Source organism: Streptomyces sp., assembly GCF_035644915.1.
Lineage (GTDB): Bacteria > Actinomycetota > Actinomycetes > Streptomycetales > Streptomycetaceae > Streptomyces.
Genome location: NZ_DASQNP010000055.1, coordinates 1 through 15,098, shown reverse-complemented (window position 1 = coordinate 15,098; position 15,098 = coordinate 1). Strand labels below are relative to the sequence as shown.

Annotated in this window: 19 protein-coding genes and 6 tRNA genes; 16 read left to right on the top strand and 9 right to left on the bottom strand. The window is 74.0% G+C overall.

The genetic code is table 11. The features are described 5' to 3' along the window. The first annotated feature begins 15 nt into the window (after positions 1-15). Positions 16-228 (top strand): hypothetical protein, encoded by a 213-nt coding sequence (locus VE546_RS06030; protein ID WP_324919316.1) that lies wholly within the window; start codon positions 16-18, stop codon positions 226-228. A 21-nt stretch (positions 229-249) separates the two neighbouring features. Here the strand turns inward: VE546_RS06030 and VE546_RS06025 are convergent, their stop codons facing one another. After that, on the bottom strand, positions 250-1,590 hold the full coding sequence (locus VE546_RS06025; RefSeq protein WP_324919314.1) for a serine/threonine-protein kinase: 1,341 nt from the start codon (positions 1,588-1,590) through the stop codon (positions 250-252). A gap of 249 nt (positions 1,591-1,839) precedes the next feature. Between VE546_RS06025 and VE546_RS06020 the strand changes: the two genes are divergently transcribed. The 4 genes from VE546_RS06020 to VE546_RS06005 all read left to right on the top strand — a co-directional run bounded on the left by VE546_RS06020 (position 1,840) and on the right by VE546_RS06005 (position 4,190). After that, entirely contained in the window at positions 1,840-2,082 is a 243-nt protein-coding gene (locus tag VE546_RS06020; RefSeq protein ID WP_324919312.1) for a hypothetical protein, read from the top strand. A 244-nt stretch (positions 2,083-2,326) separates the two neighbouring features. Next, positions 2,327-2,536 (top strand): hypothetical protein, encoded by a 210-nt coding sequence (locus tag VE546_RS06015; protein ID WP_324919310.1) that lies wholly within the window; start codon positions 2,327-2,329, stop codon positions 2,534-2,536. A gap of 220 nt (positions 2,537-2,756) precedes the next feature. Continuing rightward, complete coding sequence (locus VE546_RS06010; protein ID WP_324919308.1) at positions 2,757-3,764, top strand: aminoglycoside phosphotransferase family protein; 1,008 nt, start codon at positions 2,757-2,759, stop codon at positions 3,762-3,764. Between the two features lie 132 nt (positions 3,765-3,896). After that, positions 3,897-4,190: a zf-TFIIB domain-containing protein gene (locus tag VE546_RS06005; RefSeq protein WP_324919306.1), complete on the top strand. Its 294-nt coding sequence runs from the start codon at positions 3,897-3,899 to the stop codon at positions 4,188-4,190. Positions 4,191-4,268: 78 nt separating this feature from the next. On the opposite strand, the gene VE546_RS06000 is transcribed toward VE546_RS06005, so the two are convergent. The 5 genes from VE546_RS06000 to VE546_RS05980 form a co-directional block, all read right to left on the bottom strand. Continuing rightward, positions 4,269-4,340: transfer RNA gene (locus VE546_RS06000), tRNA-Val, on the bottom strand. A gap of 19 nt (positions 4,341-4,359) precedes the next feature. Beyond that, positions 4,360-4,431, bottom strand: a tRNA-Val gene (locus VE546_RS05995). A 29-nt stretch (positions 4,432-4,460) separates the two neighbouring features. Next, positions 4,461-4,532, bottom strand: a tRNA-Val gene (locus tag VE546_RS05990). Between the two features lies 1 nt (position 4,533). Further along, a tRNA-Cys gene (locus VE546_RS05985) sits at positions 4,534-4,604 on the bottom strand. A 27-nt stretch (positions 4,605-4,631) separates the two neighbouring features. Then, positions 4,632-4,704: transfer RNA gene (locus VE546_RS05980), tRNA-Gly, on the bottom strand. A gap of 134 nt (positions 4,705-4,838) precedes the next feature. Between VE546_RS05980 and VE546_RS05975 the strand changes: the two genes are divergently transcribed. The 3 genes from VE546_RS05975 to VE546_RS05965 all read left to right on the top strand — a co-directional run bounded on the left by VE546_RS05975 (position 4,839) and on the right by VE546_RS05965 (position 7,668). Next, entirely contained in the window at positions 4,839-5,945 is a 1,107-nt protein-coding gene (locus VE546_RS05975; RefSeq protein WP_324919304.1) for a chorismate-binding protein, read from the top strand. Further along, the gene (locus VE546_RS05970; protein WP_324919303.1) at positions 5,942-6,763 is read left to right on the top strand and encodes an aminodeoxychorismate lyase; all 822 of its coding nucleotides are present in this window, start codon (positions 5,942-5,944) and stop codon (positions 6,761-6,763) included. Before VE546_RS05975 ends, VE546_RS05970 begins: the two co-directional genes overlap by 4 nt. 74 nt (positions 6,764-6,837) lie before the next feature. After that, entirely contained in the window at positions 6,838-7,668 is an 831-nt protein-coding gene (locus tag VE546_RS05965) for a GNAT family N-acetyltransferase (RefSeq protein WP_324919301.1), read from the top strand. Here the strand turns inward: VE546_RS05965 and VE546_RS05960 are convergent. Continuing rightward, the gene (locus VE546_RS05960) at positions 7,665-8,201 is read right to left on the bottom strand and encodes a DsbA family protein (RefSeq protein ID WP_324919299.1); all 537 of its coding nucleotides are present in this window, start codon (positions 8,199-8,201) and stop codon (positions 7,665-7,667) included. The two genes, VE546_RS05965 and VE546_RS05960, sit on opposite strands and share 4 nt — an antisense overlap. Before the next feature lie 149 nt (positions 8,202-8,350). On the opposite strand from VE546_RS05960, the gene VE546_RS05955 reads away from it, so the two are divergent. Together VE546_RS05955 and VE546_RS05950 are read left to right on the top strand one after the other, a co-directional pair. After that, positions 8,351-8,809: a hypothetical protein gene (locus tag VE546_RS05955; protein ID WP_324919297.1), complete on the top strand. Its 459-nt coding sequence runs from the start codon at positions 8,351-8,353 to the stop codon at positions 8,807-8,809. 104 nt (positions 8,810-8,913) lie between these two features. Next, on the top strand, positions 8,914-9,102 hold the full coding sequence (locus tag VE546_RS05950; protein WP_324919295.1) for a hypothetical protein: 189 nt from the start codon (positions 8,914-8,916) through the stop codon (positions 9,100-9,102). A 48-nt stretch (positions 9,103-9,150) separates the two neighbouring features. Here the strand turns inward: VE546_RS05950 and VE546_RS05945 are convergent, their stop codons facing one another. Both VE546_RS05945 and VE546_RS05940 read right to left on the bottom strand, forming a co-directional pair. Next, the gene (locus tag VE546_RS05945; RefSeq protein ID WP_324919293.1) at positions 9,151-9,711 is read right to left on the bottom strand and encodes a CGNR zinc finger domain-containing protein; all 561 of its coding nucleotides are present in this window, start codon (positions 9,709-9,711) and stop codon (positions 9,151-9,153) included. Positions 9,712-9,907: 196 nt separating this feature from the next. Further along, positions 9,908-10,321, bottom strand: coding sequence for an SsgA family sporulation/cell division regulator (locus tag VE546_RS05940; protein WP_003959770.1), 414 nt, complete (start codon positions 10,319-10,321; stop codon positions 9,908-9,910). Between the two features lie 185 nt (positions 10,322-10,506). Here VE546_RS05940 and VE546_RS05935 point away from each other — a divergent pair, with 185 nt between their 5' ends. The 6 genes from VE546_RS05935 (at position 10,507) to VE546_RS05910 (ending at position 15,084) form a co-directional block, all read left to right on the top strand. Continuing rightward, the gene (locus VE546_RS05935) at positions 10,507-10,908 is read left to right on the top strand and encodes a TIGR02611 family protein (protein ID WP_414720412.1); all 402 of its coding nucleotides are present in this window, start codon (positions 10,507-10,509) and stop codon (positions 10,906-10,908) included. 81 nt (positions 10,909-10,989) lie between these two features. Beyond that, positions 10,990-11,061: transfer RNA gene (locus tag VE546_RS05930), tRNA-Val, on the top strand. Between the two features lie 214 nt (positions 11,062-11,275). Then, on the top strand, positions 11,276-12,547 hold the full coding sequence (locus VE546_RS05925; protein ID WP_324919289.1) for a sugar ABC transporter substrate-binding protein: 1,272 nt from the start codon (positions 11,276-11,278) through the stop codon (positions 12,545-12,547). Positions 12,548-12,567: 20 nt separating this feature from the next. Beyond that, entirely contained in the window at positions 12,568-13,569 is a 1,002-nt protein-coding gene (locus tag VE546_RS05920) for a sugar ABC transporter permease (protein ID WP_324919288.1), read from the top strand. Beyond that, positions 13,566-14,450, top strand: coding sequence for a carbohydrate ABC transporter permease (locus VE546_RS05915; RefSeq protein ID WP_324919286.1), 885 nt, complete (start codon positions 13,566-13,568; stop codon positions 14,448-14,450). Before VE546_RS05920 ends, VE546_RS05915 begins: the two co-directional genes overlap by 4 nt. Before the next feature lie 16 nt (positions 14,451-14,466). Beyond that, positions 14,467-15,084: a hypothetical protein gene (locus tag VE546_RS05910; RefSeq protein ID WP_324919284.1), complete on the top strand. Its 618-nt coding sequence runs from the start codon at positions 14,467-14,469 to the stop codon at positions 15,082-15,084. Positions 15,085-15,098 lie beyond the last annotated feature (14 nt).

Below are 15,098 nucleotides of genomic sequence, written 5' to 3'. Positions count from 1 at the left end.
GAAGGAAGACGACCGATGAGCACTCAGCACCTCTCACACCCCCGTACGGTCCGGGCCCTGTGGGTCCTGGTGGCCGTCCTGTTCTCCGCCCTGGTCGCCCTGGTGGCGGGCATCCTCACCGGCGCGACGGGAAGATCCTTCCCCGAGGCCGTCCTGCACGCGGGCGGGGCCTTCGGCGTGGCCCTCCCGCTGTGCCTGTCCGTCCTCTCCGCGCTCGGCGCGCTGTGAACGGCACTGCGTGACGGCCTGTCAACCGGACGGCGACCGCGCGGAGTCCGGCGGGCCCGCCGGGGGCATGAGGACGGCGGTGCCGGCGGGGTCCGCGGCGCCCCCCAGCCCGCGGGCCGGGCCCTGGCAGCCCTGGGCCGCCGCGATGCCCAGCGCGACCAGCAGCGTCACCGTCACGAACACCACCAGACGCTGGCGCAGCAGGTGCGGGTTCGACGCGGACCGGCGCGACCCCGTCCGGGGGCCGCCGCCGGAACGCGCGGGACGCCGGGGAGCGGACGGCCGCGCCGGAGTCCGCCCGCCGCCCGTCGCGCGCCCGGCGCCGGCGGCCGGCCGGGAGGTGTTGCGGGAGGGCGTACGCGGGACGGAGCCCCGGGACGCGCCCGCCGCGCCCGGCCCCTGACGCCCCGACGCCCCCGGAGAACCCTGGCCCCCCGGAGCGCGGTCGCCGTCGCGCGCGGTGCGCTGCCGCGCGTACTGCTCCGCGCGCCGCCCCGCCGGCCGTACGGCCACTCCCGTGGCGGCGCCCTCCGGCAGGCCGCGCGCCTCCCGGGCGGCGATCTCCCTGAGCCGCATCGACAGTTGCAGCGTGCTCGGCCGGTCCTCCGGGTCCTTCGCCAGGCAGGCCCTGATCAGCGGCGCCAGCGCCGCGTGCACGCCGTGCAGCTGCGGCTCCTCGTGCACCACCCGGTACAGCATCACTTCCGAACTGCCCTGGCCGAACGGCGAATCCGCGGTCGCCGCGTACGCCAGCGTCGCGCCCAGCGAGAACACGTCCGTCGCCGGGGTCACCGCGGCGCCCCGCACCTGCTCGGGCGCGAGGAAGCCCGGCGAGCCCACCGCCGTGCCGACGTGGGTGAGCGTGCTGGCCCCCGTCGCCCAGGCGATGCCGAAGTCGATGATGCGCGGGCCCTTGGGCGACAGCAGGATGTTCGACGGCTTGAGGTCCCGGTGCACCACACCGGCCTCGTGCACCGCCACCAGCCCCTCGGCCAGCGCCGCGCCGATCGAGGCGACCTGCGCCACGGGCAGCGGGCCCTCCTCGTTCACCTTGTCGTGCAGTGACGGACCCGGCACGTACTGTGTGGCGAACCACGGGCGGTCGGCCTCCAGATCGGCCGCCACCAGCCGGGCCGTGCAGCCGCCGCGGATCCGCCGCGCGGCCGACACCTCGCGCGCGAAGCGCGAACGGAACTCCGGGTCCTCCGCGAGATCCGGTCGGATCACCTTCAGGGCCACCCGCTGCCCGCGCCGGTCGGACCCGAGGTACACCACGCCCATGCCGCCCGCGCCCAGCCGCCGGTGGAGCCTGAACGAGCCGACGACTCGCGGGTCCTCGCGTCGGAGCCGCATCATCGCCATGTCCTTCCCCTGCCTCCGGCCGGGAGGCCCGTCCCCGCCCCCGGCGGGCCGGCCTCACACTGCCCGGTCCCTCTGACGTGCCACAGCTTACGGACTGCGGCCCTTCACCGCCGATAGGCCGCGCACGCGGCGCCCGGGCGATTGTCAGTGCCGGGTGGGAAACTTGAAAGGTGGGTGTGCGAGGGCCCGGCGCGGGAGAAGTCCTGTTCAGAGGCGCTCAACAAGCCTCCGCGGAAGGGGGAGTGCGCGATGAAGGGCGACTGGGTGGAGATCGTGGTGGACGCCGGAGACACCACCCGTACCTACGAGATGGCGGCCACGCGTGCGGGCCGCAGGGTGGAGACGCAGGTGCGCAGGGGAGTGGTGGAGGTGAGCGAGGTCACCCGCAACGGCTCGGTCGTGCGCACCGCGCGTTTCATGGCCAACCGGGTGCTGGCCCTGGTGGAGCACCCGATACCGCGTGAGGACAGCACCGCGGAGGCGTCGCGCTGACCCGCCGGGCCGGCCCGCCGCGGGGCGCGTCCCCTCCGGGAAGTCCCTGGCTGCCAGGGGCGGTTCTCCACCCTGGGGAGTACCCGGAGCCGCGCGGAGTCATCCTGCGGGAGGCCCCGGGGCGGTACGCGGGCATGACGCCAGAAAGCGGCGCCGCGCCTAGTGTTGAGGTCAAGCGGCGGGTGCAGCACTCGTCCCCCGAGGTCAGACGCCCGCCGCCCCAGATCATGACAGGAGAGGAACCATGGCGCACACAGCAGGGCGTCCGGCGACTCGGGTGCAGGGACGCCTGGCGGAACTCTCCGCCCTCGGCGCCCGGCCGGGCGGTCACCGCCACCCGCTGGTGGCGGCCGCCATGGTCATCCCGCTGGCCGTCCTCCTCGCCGTCCTCTTCGGCGGCGTGGAGGCGGTGGTCACACAGGCGTCGTCCGTGGCCGGACTCCTGGGGCTCTGACACAGGGCCCCGGGCTCGGGAGAGCGGCCCGAGCCGGGGACATCCGGACACTCACCCCGTGGGGACGGGGGTACGGCGGACGGCGTGGGGCCCGGGCAGTTGGGGAACTGCCCGGGCATCGCGCCGTCGGGGGCACCCGCGCGCCCGGCCCGGGGACCGGGCGCGGGCCGTACGATCCGCTGGAGGGCCCGCACCGGCGGGCCACGGCTCGGGGGAGGCCATGAGCCCATCGCTGACCGCACACCTGGCGCACCGGGCGGCCGCCGCCGGCGCCACGGCGTTCGGGGCTGCCGGCGCCGCCTCCGGGCCGGTGGTGCTCGCCCGGCGGAGCGGCACCACCGTCGTCCGCAGCGGAGGCGTCGTGGCCAAGGCGCACGCCCCCGACGGCGATCCGGATCTCCTCGCGGCCCGGCTGCGCGTCGCCGCCCACCCCCTGCTGCACCACGTCCTGCTCGCCCCCCTGGCCGGCGCCGGCCCCGCCGCTCCCGGCCGCGGCCCGGCGCCGGAGCGGCCACTGCTGGACACCCTGCCCGACGGCCGCCCGGTGAGCCTGTGGCCCTACGGCGCCCCCGTCGACCCCGACGCCCCCGGAGCCGCGCCCTGGGAGGCGGCCGGTGAGCTGGTCGCCCGGCTGCACGCCGTGCCGACCGCCGCGCTGCCCGGCCCGCTCCCGCCGATGCGCGGCCCCGCCAACGTGGCCCGCGCCCTGGAGCTGATGCGCCGCGGCGCCCGCCGCACGGCCGCCGCCCGGGCCGTGGAGGCGGCCTGGTCCACCCTGGCCGCCAGGGCCCGCGGCACCGCTCCGCCGCCGCGCGCCGGCGTCCTCTGCCACGGCGACTTCCACCTGGGGCAGCTCGTCCGGCACCCGGCGCCCGGCGGACCCTGGCGGCTCATCGACGTCGACGACCTGGGCCTGGGCGATCCGGCGTGGGACCTGGCCCGGCCCGCGGCCTGGTTCGCCACCGGGCTGCTCCCGTCCGCCGCCTTCGGCCGCTTCCTGGACGCCTACCGGCGCGCGGGCGGCCCCGCCCTGCCCGGCGCCGCCGCCGGCGCCCCCCTGGACCCCTGGCCGTGGCTGGACGTGCCCGCGCGGGCACTGACCGTCCAGCTCGCGGCCCGCGCCCTGACCAGGGCCACCGCGGAAGGACGCCCTCCCGACGAGGTCGAGCAGGCACTGGTCGACGCCTGTTCCCGCATCGCGGGGTCCCCGGGAGGCGGTGAGCCCTAGGCTGGTCGTGGCCGGACGGGCCGGCCGGAGGGGGAAGACGCGGCGCGGCGTACAGCCGGCCCGCAGACCGCGGTGACCGCGGGAACCGAAGAGATCGCACAGATCACAGAGATCACGGAGACGAGGCCGCAGATGCAGTGTCCCAAGTGCCGAGCGCCCATGCACACGTACAACCGCAGCGGAGTCCAGATCGAGCAGTGCAGCGGCTGCCGGGGGGTCTTCCTCGACTACGGTGAGCTGGAGGCGCTCACCCGTCTGGAGACGCAGTGGTCGCAGCCGGCCCCGCCGCCGCCGGGCCCGGCCGCCCAGTCCTATCCGACCGCACCCGCCTGGGGCGCCGCCCACCACGGCCACCACGGCGGCCATCACGGGGGCCACCACGGCGGTCACCACAAGAGCTTCACGCGGATGCTGTTCTCCTCCTGAGCCCTCGGCCCCGGGCCCCGGCATGACGAAGGGCCGGCACGACGAAGGGCCGGAGCGCGATGCTCCGGCCCTTTCGTGTGGACGATACTGGGATTGAACCAGTGACCTCTTCCGTGTCAGGGAAGCGCTCTCCCGCTGAGCTAATCGTCCGCTGTGCGGTTGTGCCGCGTGCGCGATACTGGGATTGAACCAGTGACCTCTTCCGTGTCAGGGAAGCGCTCTCCCGCTGAGCTAATCGCGCTGGACAAGGACCCGGTACGGGCCCTTCCGTGGACGATACTGGGATTGAACCAGTGACCTCTTCCGTGTCAGGGAAGCGCTCTCCCGCTGAGCTAATCGTCCGAGGTGGAGACGGGATTTGAACCCGTGTAGACGGCTTTGCAGGCCGTTGCCTCGCCTCTCGGCCACTCCACCAGTGCGGGGGCCGGGAGACCCCCATCGAGCGGACGACGAGACTCGAACTCGCGACATCCACCTTGGCAAGGTGGTGCTCTACCAACTGAGCTACGTCCGCAGTGCCTCCCCCGGACCGGTGCCCGGGAGGTGCCGTCCCGGTCGCTCACGCGCCCGGTGACGTCATGAACTTTAGCGGATTCCCGGTCCAGCTCAAATTCCGTTTCCCCGGCGGGCCCGCCATAGACTCGCCGTGTGCACGATCCGGCCCCCATCGCACGCTTCGGCAGCCTCGTCGCCTCCGATCTGCGGGACGTCACCGGCGATCCCACCGCCCTGGACTCCACGGGCTGGTGGGCGGTGGTCGCGGACTTCGAAGGACGCCTGGTCTGCGCCCGGTTCGGCGACGTCAGGCCCGCCGCCGTGCCCCGGCCCCGGCCGGGCGGCTGGCGGGGACCGGCGACCACCGCCTGGACGTCCTCCCTGGACCGGGCCGCCTACACCGCGGGTGTGCGGCGCATACGCGAGCACATAGCGGCGGGCGAGGTGTACCAGGCCAACCTCTGCCGGGTGCTCACCGCGCCCCTGCCGGACCCGGACGCCGCCGACCCCGACCAGTTGGCCGCGCTCCTGGCGCGCGGCAACCCGGCCCCCCACGCGGGCACCGTCCGCCTGCCCGCCCACGGCGTCGAGGTCGTCACCGCCTCGCCCGAGCTGTACCTGCGCCGCCGCGGCCGCACCGTGGAGTCCCGCCCGATCAAGGGCACCGGCCGCAGCGCGGCGGACCTGCTGGAGAAGGACCACGCCGAGAACGTGATGATCGTCGACCTGGTCCGCAACGACCTCGGCCGGGTCTGCGCCGCCGGCTCGGTGACCGTCCCGGCGCTGTGCGCCGTGGAACCCCACCCCGGGCTCGTCCACCTCGTCTCCACCGTCCGCGGCGAGCTGGCCCCGGGCAGGGGCTGGGCCGACCTGCTGGCCCACACCTTCCCGCCCGGCTCGGTCACCGGAGCCCCCAAGTCCAGCGCCCTGCGCATCATCCGCTCCCTGGAGACCGTCCCCCGCGGCCCGTACTGCGGGGGCATCGGCTGGGTGGACGCCGACCGCGGCACCGGCGAGCTGGCCGTGGGCATCCGCACCTTCTGGATCGACCGCGACGCGCCGGGCGGCCCGGTGCTGCGCTTCGGCACGGGCGCCGGGATCACCTGGGGTTCGGACCCGGAGCGCGAGTGGGAGGAGACCGAGCTCAAGGCGTCCCGGCTGCTCACGGTAGCGTCGGGGGAGTACGGGACGGCGGTCTCCGCGGCCGGCGCGGTCCGTGCGACGAGTACGACAGGCAGGACCGGAGGAGCAACAGCATGACGCTGATCTGGGTGGACGGGAAGCTGCGCGACGCCGACGGCGCACGGGTGTCCGTGCTCGACCACGGGCTGACCGTCGGCGACGGGGTCTTCGAGACGGTCAAGACCGTCGACGGACGGCCCTTCGCCCTCACCCGCCACCTGGACCGGCTCGCCCTCTCCGCGCGGGGCCTGGGACTGCCCGAGCCCGACCTGGAGGAGGTGCGCCGCGCCTGTGCCGCCGTCGTCGAGGCCAACCCCATGCCCCTGGGACGGCTGCGGATCACCTACACCGGCGGGCTGTCGCCGCTCGGCTCCGACCGCGGCGACGCCCCGCCCACCCTGGTCGTCGCCCTGGGCGGGGCGAGCCGGCGCCCCGACACCACCGCCGTGGTCACCGTGCCCTGGACCCGCAACGAACGCGGCGCGCTGACCGGCCTGAAGACCACCTCCTACGCCGAGAACGTCGTCGCGCTCGCCCGCGCCCACCGGCACGGCGCCTCCGAGGCCCTGTTCGGCAACACGGTCGGGCTGCTGTGCGAGGGCACCGGCTCCAACGTCTTCGTCGTCCTCGACGGCGAACTGCACACCCCGCCGCTGGCCTCCGGCTGCCTGGCCGGGATCACCCGCGCCCTGGTGATGGAGTGGGTGGGGGCGAAGGAGACCGACCTGCCGCTGGACGTGCTGACGCGGGCCGAGGAGGTCTTCCTCACCTCCAGCCTGCGCGACGTCCAGGCCGTCCACCGCGTGGACGACCGCGAGCTGCCCGCCCCGGGACCGGTCACCGCCGAGGCGATGCGGGTCTTCGCGGAGCGCTCGGCGGCCGACGTCGACCCGTGAGCGGACGACGCCCCTCCGCCCGGTGACCGGCCGGTCCGGTGACACCGGGAGGCCGCGGGGGTAGGAACCAGGCGATGACCACGACCCTGCGCCCCACCGGACCCGAGCGGCGGACCGAGGACGGCACCCGCTCCCGCTCCTACGACATCTGCGTCAACGGCCGCCCCGCCGGCAGCGTGCGGCTGGCCACGGACGACCGCTTCGGCCCGTCCGCCGGCCGCATCGAGGCGCTCACCGTCCACGAGGCCGACCGCCGCCGGGGCCGGGCCACCGTCGCCGCGCTCGCCGCCGAGGAGGTGCTGCGCGGCTGGGGCTGCCGCCGGGTGGAGGTGAGCGTTCCGGCGGCCGCCGGTCCCGCCCTGCGGCTCGCCGCGGCGCTCGGCTACACCGAACGCAACCGGTTCCTGACCAAGGAGCTCTCCGCGCCCCCCGAGCTGCCCGCCGGCAGCGCGGTGCGTCCGATGGACGCGGCTGAGTACCCGGCGTGGCTGGCGGCCTGCCACACCGAGCACGTCCGGGTGTGGGTCGACGAGGGCATGCCGCCGGAGCGGGCCGAGAGGAACTCCGAGCGCGGCCACGCCGCACGACTGCCCCACGGGCCGGACACGGCGGACACCGCCCTGCGCGTCCTGGTCCACGACGGGACGGACGTCGGCACGCTCTGGCTCGTACTGGCCGGCGCGCCGCTGCCCGGCGGCTACGTCGTCCGGGTCGAGGTGGACCCGGCGCACCGCGGCCGGGGCCACGGCCGCGCCCTGATGCTCGCCGCCGAGCGCGAGTGCCTGGCGGCCGGGGTGCGCACGCTCGGCCTGAACGTCTTCACCGCCAACACCCCGGCCCTGCGGCTGTACGAGTCGCTCGGCTACCGGCCGGTCGCCCACGACCTGAGCAAGCCGCTGCTCTAGCGGCTCCCGCCGTCCCCGTCCCCGGCCAGCAGCCGGTCGGCGATCTCCTCGATCCGCTCGCGCAGCCCCTCCTGGCTCTTCCCCCCGTCCAGCCGCCGGCCGCCGATCACATAGGTCGGGGTGCCGGTGACCCCGATCGCCCGGCCCTCGGCCTGGTCGGCGTCGACGATCAGCAGGTGCCGCCCGTCGATCAGCGCGGTGTCCAGCTCCTCGGCGTCCAGGCCCAGCTCCCGGGCGACCTCCAGCAGCAGCTCCTCGCCGCGCTCGGCCAGCTCCCGCGTGCGGGCCAGGACCGCCTCGACGTACTCCTCGCCGCGCCCCTGCGCGTACGCCTCCTCGGCCGCCTGCGCGGCGGCGTAGGCGTGGCGGTGCTTCTCCAGGGGGAAGTGGCGCAGCCGGATCTCCAGGGCGTCGCCGTAGCGCTCGCGCAGCGCGCGCAGGTCGGCCATGGCCCGGTGGCAGTCGGGGCACTGCAGCTCGCACCAGACGTCCAGGACGGGACGGGCGGGACGGGAGGGGCTGGTGTCGTTCATGGGGACAGTCTCCCAGTCCCGGCGCCGCCACCTCGGGGGAGGGCGGGAGGAGCCGGGCATCGGCCCCGGGGAGGAGGCGCCCCGGAGTTCTCCCCGAACCGGGGTGTGAGGCGTGGCACATACGGGGCGAAGCGAGGCAGGATGGATGGATGCTGACCACGACCGTCTGCGCCGCGCTCTCCGCGGCGGGCCTCGCCGTCGCCTTCCTGACGGCCTGGCGCCGCCGCTTCGCCGCCGCCACCCGCATCGCGGCCCTCTCCCTGGTGCCCGTCGGGCTGGCGATGTCCGGCCTGGTGGAGCTGTTCGGCGAGGTGGGCGGAGCGGTGGCGACCTGGGCCTCGGGCCTGGTACTGGACCCCACGGTGTGGGCGGGCTTCGGCGTCCTCGCCGCGGCGGTGGTGCTCTACGTGGTGGGCCGGGTGGCCGGGGCGCGGTCGCGCCGCCGCGCGGGCGGCCGGCCCGGAGGCGGGGAACGGCGCACGGCGGAGTCCGGTGCGTCGAAGCCCGCCCTGGACGGCGGCGGCCGCGAGCGGCGGCCCGCCGCGGGCACCGGTGACGCGGACGACTTCTCGGACATCGAGGCGATCCTGAAGAAGCACGGAATCTGAATCCGGCGAATCCCCGGTGAACCGCCGGATCCGGTGAACCGCCTTCCCCCGTGAGTGTGTTGGGGGCCGTACGGCGGTCGCTCCTGCGTCATCATCGCGGCGAGATGCAGCACACCACCGGGGAGCGCCTCCCCAGCACCCAGTCCGAACCGCCGCCCGCCGAACTGCCCGCCGGACTCCCAGAGTCCCGCGGCTGCCTGTTCGCCCTCTCCCAGCCCCCGCTGATGCTCTTCCTGGCCGTCGTCGGAGGACTGGTCTTCCTGGCCGCCGCGCACGACCTGTTCCTGCTGTGAGCCCCGTTACCCGCGGCCCGGCAGCGGCCCGGCAGCGGCCGGGCGCGGTCAGTCGCCGGTGGACTCGCGCTGCCGCGCCCGGTAGGCGGCCACGTGCAGACGGTTGCCGCAGGTGCGGCTGTCGCAGTAGCGGCGCGAGCGGTTCCGGGACAGGTCGATGAAGGCGCGGCGGCAGTCGGGGGCCGCACAGCGGCGCAGCCGCTCGCGCTCCCCGGCGACGACCAGGAAGGCCAGGGCCATGCCCCCGTCCGCCGCGAGGTGGTCGGCGACGGAGGCGCCCGGCGCGAAGTAGTGGATGTGCCAGTCGTAGCCGTCGTGGTCGGTGAGCTGCGGGGTGGTTCCGGCCGCGGCGACCAGCGCGTTCACCAGCCGGGCCGCGCTGCGCGCGTCGGGCGCGGCGAACACCTCGCCGAACCGTTCGCGCACGCTCCGCACGGCCGCCAGGTCCGTCTCGTCCAGCGTGCCCACGCCGCTGACGGCGTTGCGGTCGACGAAGGCGCGCAGCGCCTCGACGTCCGTGAGGGTGTCCGGCGTGTACTCGTCGGGGGCGGTGTTCAGCAGGTCGACAACGCAGTCGAGCGCGCACCGGGTGTCGTGGTTGATCAGCACGGTCGTCGCTCCCTGGCCGGGGTCTCGTCGGCGGCCCTACGGGCCTCGCTGCGGTGAGACTCTAACCGTTTCCGGGCGCGCCGACGCCGCCGCCACGGTGCTGCTGTGTGGCGGCGGCGTCACCGTCGCTGGCCGGCCGGAGCCGGACCCCGAGCCGTCGCCCCGAGTCGGACGGCAGCGGGGCATCCGGCGGTTCTCAGCTCTCCGCGAGGATGTGGGAGAGCTCGGTGTCGAGGTCGAAGTGCCGGTGCTCGGTGCCCGGGGGCACCGCGGCGTCGGTCCGCTTGAGGAAGGACTCCAGGGCCCGCGCGGGGGCCTCCAGCAGCGCCTCGCCCTCCGGGGAGCTCAGAGCGATGCAGACGACGCCCTGACCGTGGCTGCGGGACGGCCACACCCGGACGTCACCCGTCCCGGTGGGACGGTGCAGGCCCTCTGCGAGGAGATCGCGGGCGAAGACCCATTCGACGGTCTCCTCGGCGCCGGTGTGGAAGGTGGCGTGCACGGCGTACGGGTCGGCCGTGTCATACCGCAGGCCCGCGGGTACAGGCAGGGAGGACTCGCTCGATACAACGAGGCGCAGGTGCAGCTCGCAGCTGACCGTGGTGTTCATAAGCGCCAGGGCCTTTCGCTCAGTGTGCGCTCGGGGATTCGCACGTCGGCGAAATCGACATGCCACCTACGGGACGGTTGTAAACCCCTCTGCCCCTTTTGTTGTCCTTCACATCATTCAGATGGAGGAATGCTGATTTGAGGGTATCCGCCATCCGGGCGGGGGCAAAGGGGTGCTCGGGTAATGTGGTGCGGGTGGAAACCGAGAGTAAGGAACGGGCCCTCGGTTCACGGGCACCGCAGTTCGTCAAGTCCTCCCGGGCACTCCATCTGAGCTGGCAGGTGGGGGTCTTCCTGGTCGGGCTCGCCGTCGTGATCGCCGGGGCGCTGATGATCGTCCTCCCCGGGCCGGGCTGGCTGGTGGTCTTCGCGGGGCTGGCGATCTGGGCGACGGAGTTCGTCTGGGCGCAGATCGTCCTGCGCTGGACGCGGCGCAAGGTGTCCGAGGCGGCCAGGCGTGCGCTCGACCCGAAGGTGCGGCGGCGCAACATGCTGCTGACGGCTTCCGGCGTGGCCGTCGCCGCGGTCCTGGTGGGCTTCTACCTGGCGCGGTACGGGCTGGTGATGCCGTGGGAGGTCGCCTGGTGAGGGGCGGTGACTCCCCGGGGCCCGGAGTCTCCGGGGGGTCACGAGCAGTCGCTGACATGCGGTAATGTTGTCTGCGCACCCGGGCGATTAGCTCAGCGGGAGAGCGCTTCGTTCACACCGAAGAGGTCACTGGTTCGATCCCAGTATCGCCCACCGACAGCCGGGGTCCGGAAGAAGGCCGCAGCGCCTTCTTCCGGACCCCGGCTTTCCGTCTGTCCGGCCGCCCGTCGCGCGATGCCCGGAGGCGAATTCCGTCAGAACCGTTGACGCCCCTGCCGGGCATCCCTAGGTTGACCGGGCAAGCGCTTGCCTAAAACGTTTCAAACGACCGGGGCGGCGAGACGGACCCGCCCGGGAGGGGCGTGCCATGGGTGCTCGACGGTGCGGGGCGGGAAGCCTCCGGGCGGTGGGGGCGGGCCTGGTCGCGTTGGGGCTGCTCGCCTCCGGCTGCGGTGGCGGAGGTGACGGCGGGAACGGCCGGGTGACGATCCGCTACTCCTGGTGGGGAGCGCAGGACCGGGCCGACCTGATCAACAGGACCGTCGACCTGTTCGAGAAGGAACACCCGGGCATCGAGGTGAAGACCGACTTCCAGGAGTACAACGACTTCTGGACGAAGTTCAACACCCAGGCCGCGGGCGGGAACCCGCCGGACGTCTTCCAGAACTCCCACGCCTTCCTGCGCAAGTACGGCCGGAAGAACCTGCTCCTGGACCTCGACGCCCAGGTGAGGGCCGGCAACCTCGACCTGGACGGCTTCCGGCAGGGGCTGGGCAGGGCCGGCGAGGTCGACGGGAAGCTCCTGGGCGTGCCGGTGGGCGCCAACACCTTCGCGCTCGTCTACGACGTCGAGGCGTTCGAGAAGGCCGGGGTCACCCCCGAGCCCGGCTGGACCTGGGAGGACTTCGACGAGGCCGTCGAGAGGATCAGCGGGACGAGGAAGGACTTCTGGGGCGCCAGCGACAACGCCGGTGTGATGTACCTGTACGACCTGTACCTCCGCCAGCAGGGCAAGGCGTTCTTCACCGAGGAGGGCCTCGGCTTCACCGAGGCCGACCTGAGGACGTGGTGGGGCGACCACTACCGGGACAACAGGGCGGGACTGCTCGTCCCGGCCAAGAAGTCCGACCAGGTCAAGCCGGAGTCCCCGATCAGCGCGGGACTGTCGGCCGCCGAGTTCACCTGGGACAACTTCCTGGTGCGCTACACCTCCGAGACCGACACCGAGCTCGCCCTGGCACCGGTCCCGACCACGGACGGCGAGAGGACCGGGCAGTACCTCTCCTCGCTGATGCTCAGCGCCTCCGCCCGCACCGAGCACCCCGAGGAGGTCGCCCGGTTCATCGACTTCATGGTCAACGACCCCGAGGTCGGCAGGATCATGGGCTACAACCGCGGCGTGCTGCCGACCGAGGCGCAGTTCGAGGCGTACCGGCCCAAGGGCCCGGACGCCCTGATCGCCGAGTACGAGAAGAGCGTCGCCGAGCACCTGGAGCCCATCACGCCGCACCCGGCCGGCGCCGACACCGTCGAGGCCGCCTTCCTGAGCATCTACGGCGCGATCGCCCAGGGCACCACCCCGGTCGACGACGGAGTCGCCCAGTTCTTCGACGAGGCGAAGACCGCGCTCGGCTCCTGACCCGAGGAGAACCCTCCGTGATGCGTACCGACACCCCCGCCCCGGTCGCGGCGGAGGGAGGACGGGCCGCCGGGAACGTCCGACGCCCCGCCCCGCCCGCCGCCGGGCCCGCCGCCGCGCGGCGGCGGGCCCGGCGGGAGACCCTGGCCGGCTACCTGTTCCTCTCCCCGTGGTGCGCCGGCATCCTGCTGCTGACGCTGGGGCCGATGCTCGTCTCGCTCTACCTGGCGTTCACCGACTACAACCTCTTCGACTCGCCCCGCTGGGTCGGTCCGGCGAACTTCTCCGAGATGTTCTCCGACGACCGCTGGTGGCAGTCGGTCCGGGTCACCTCGGTGTTCGTGCTGATCGCCACCCCGCTCAAGCTGGCGGTCGCGCTCGGCGTGGCGCTGCTGCTGGCGCGGCCCCGCAGGGGGCAGGGCTTCTACCGCTCGGCGTTCTACGCCCCCTCGCTGATCGGGGCGAGCGTGAGCATCGGCATCGTCTGGCGGGCGCTGTTCCAGGACGACGCGGTCGTGGACCGCTCCCTGAGGCTGTTCGGCTGGTCCGGCGGCGGCTGGGTCGGCGACCCCGATTGGTCGGTGCCCACCCTGATCGCCCTGTCCGCCTGGCAGTTCGGCGCCCCGATGGTCATCTTCCTGGCCGGCCTCAAGCAGGTGCCGCGGGAGCTGTACGAGGCGGCCGAGGTGGACGGCGCCGGCGCCTGGCGCCGGTTCCGCTCCGTCACCCTGCCCATGATCTCCCCGGTGGTCTTCTTCAACCTCCTGCTGGAGGTCATCCACTCCTTCCAGGTCTTCACCTCCGCGCTGGTGATCGCCGGAACCGGCAACGGACGCGCGGGCGGTCCCGGCGACTCGCTGCTGGTCTACACCTGGTACCTGTACGAGCAGGGCTTCTCCAACCTGCGCATGGGCTACGCCTCGGCGATGGCGTGGATGCTGCTGGCCGGGATCGCCGTGGTGACCGTCGTGCTGTTCCGGTCCCAGCGCCGCTGGGTGCACTACGAGGAGGGGGCCCGATGAGCACGTCCGCCGGAACCGCCCGTCCCGCCCGTGCCGCCGCCGGGTGGCGCCGCCGGCTGCGCCCGGCCCTGTGGCACCTGGGCGCCCTGGCCGTCCTGGCCGTCGTGCTCTACCCCGTGGTGTGGGTGATCGGCGCCTCCCTCAAGCCGGGCGACGAGATCGTGGGCAGCCTCGACCTGCTTCCCACCGACCCGATCACCGACAACTACGCGCGGCTCGCCGACGGCATCGCGGGCATCGGCATCGGGACCTTCTTCCTCAACTCCCTGTTCGTGGCGGCGGGGTCGGTGGCCGGGGTGCTGCTCTCCTGCTCGCTGGCCGCGTACGCCTTCGCCCGCATCCGCTTCCCCGGCCGCGACCTGCTGTTCACGCTGATGATCGGCACCCTGCTGCTGCCCGTCCACGTGCTGCTGGTGCCCCAGTACGTGCTGTTCCAGAAGCTCGGGCTGGTCAACACCTACGTGCCGCTGCTGCTGGGCAGGTTCCTCGCGGTGGACGCCTTCTTCGTCTTCCTGATGGTGCAGTTCATGCGCACCCTCCCCAGGGAGCTGGACGAGGCGGCCCGCATCGACGGCTGCGGCCACTGGCGCACCTACCGGGCCATCGTGCTGCCGCTGTGCCGTCCCGCGCTGATCACCAGTGCCATCTTCAGCTTCATCTGGGCCTGGAACGACTTCCTGGGGCCGCTGATCTACCTCAACGAGCCCGAGAAGTACACCGTCTCGCTCGGCCTGAAGATGTTCATGGACCAGGACAGCCTCGCCGACTACGGGGGCATGATCGCCATGTCGACGGCGGCCCTGCTGCCGGTGCTGCTGTTCTTCCTGGCCTTCCAGCGCCACCTGGTCGAGGGCGCGGCCACCTCGGGACTCAAGGGATGAGGGCGGGACGGACGCCATGAACGCCATGAACGCCGCGAACACTGCGGACCCCGCGGGCCGGCGGCCCCTCACGAGCCGCTTCGCCCTCTTCGCCGAGTGCCTGCTCGCCGGCGTCTGGCTGCTGCTCGCCTCGCTTCCGCTGGTCACCGCGCTGCCCGCGTTCGCCGCGGCCTGCGGACACCTGCGGCGGTACCTGGACGGCGAGCGGGCCGGGTGGCGGGAGTTCGGCGCCGGGCTGCGGACGGCCGTCCGCGAGGGCTGGCGGTTCTCGCTGCTGTGGTGGGCGGTCCTGGCGCTGCTCGCCTTCGACCTGCGGGTGGTCTCCTCCGGGGTGCTCCCCGGCGGTCTAGTGCCGGCCGCGGCCGGCACCGTCACGGCCGCCGTCGCGGTGGCCGCGGTGGTCGCCGGGCTGCGGACGGCAGCCGCCTGGCGGCCCGGTGCCGGCTGGTCCGGCACCGGCCGTACCGCCGTCCGCCGGGCCGTCCGCACCGATCCGGGCGGCTCGCTGCTGCTCGCCGGCGGGCTGGCGGTCGTGGCCGTCGCCGCCTGGATGCTGCCGCCCCTGGCCGGACCGGCGCTCGGCGCCCTGGCCGCCTGCGCGGTCGCCGTCGAACGGCGGCACGCCCGCCCCTGACCCGCGCCGTCCGG

Excerpts from the sequence above, each read along its gene's own strand:
- VE546_RS06030 (WP_324919316.1), top strand. The coding sequence starts at position 16 with ATGAGCACTCAGCACCTCTCACACCCCCGTACGGTCCGGGCCCTGTGG.
- VE546_RS06025 (WP_324919314.1), bottom strand. The coding sequence starts at position 1,590 with ATGGCGATGATGCGGCTCCGACGCGAGGACCCGCGAGTCGTCGGCTCG.
- VE546_RS06020 (WP_324919312.1), top strand. The coding sequence starts at position 1,840 with ATGAAGGGCGACTGGGTGGAGATCGTGGTGGACGCCGGAGACACCACC.
- VE546_RS06015 (WP_324919310.1), top strand. The coding sequence starts at position 2,327 with ATGGCGCACACAGCAGGGCGTCCGGCGACTCGGGTGCAGGGACGCCTG.
- VE546_RS06010 (WP_324919308.1), top strand. The coding sequence starts at position 2,757 with ATGAGCCCATCGCTGACCGCACACCTGGCGCACCGGGCGGCCGCCGCC.
- VE546_RS06005 (WP_324919306.1), top strand. The coding sequence starts at position 3,897 with ATGCAGTGTCCCAAGTGCCGAGCGCCCATGCACACGTACAACCGCAGC.
- VE546_RS05970 (WP_324919303.1), top strand. The coding sequence starts at position 5,942 with ATGACGCTGATCTGGGTGGACGGGAAGCTGCGCGACGCCGACGGCGCA.
- VE546_RS05965 (WP_324919301.1), top strand. The coding sequence starts at position 6,838 with ATGACCACGACCCTGCGCCCCACCGGACCCGAGCGGCGGACCGAGGAC.
- VE546_RS05960 (WP_324919299.1), bottom strand. The coding sequence starts at position 8,201 with ATGAACGACACCAGCCCCTCCCGTCCCGCCCGTCCCGTCCTGGACGTC.
- VE546_RS05955 (WP_324919297.1), top strand. The coding sequence starts at position 8,351 with ATGCTGACCACGACCGTCTGCGCCGCGCTCTCCGCGGCGGGCCTCGCC.
- VE546_RS05950 (WP_324919295.1), top strand. The coding sequence starts at position 8,914 with ATGCAGCACACCACCGGGGAGCGCCTCCCCAGCACCCAGTCCGAACCG.
- VE546_RS05940 (WP_003959770.1), bottom strand. The coding sequence starts at position 10,321 with ATGAACACCACGGTCAGCTGCGAGCTGCACCTGCGCCTCGTTGTATCG.
- VE546_RS05925 (WP_324919289.1), top strand. The coding sequence starts at position 11,276 with ATGGGTGCTCGACGGTGCGGGGCGGGAAGCCTCCGGGCGGTGGGGGCG.
- VE546_RS05920 (WP_324919288.1), top strand. The coding sequence starts at position 12,568 with ATGCGTACCGACACCCCCGCCCCGGTCGCGGCGGAGGGAGGACGGGCC.
- VE546_RS05915 (WP_324919286.1), top strand. The coding sequence starts at position 13,566 with ATGAGCACGTCCGCCGGAACCGCCCGTCCCGCCCGTGCCGCCGCCGGG.
- VE546_RS05910 (WP_324919284.1), top strand. The coding sequence starts at position 14,467 with ATGAACGCCATGAACGCCGCGAACACTGCGGACCCCGCGGGCCGGCGG.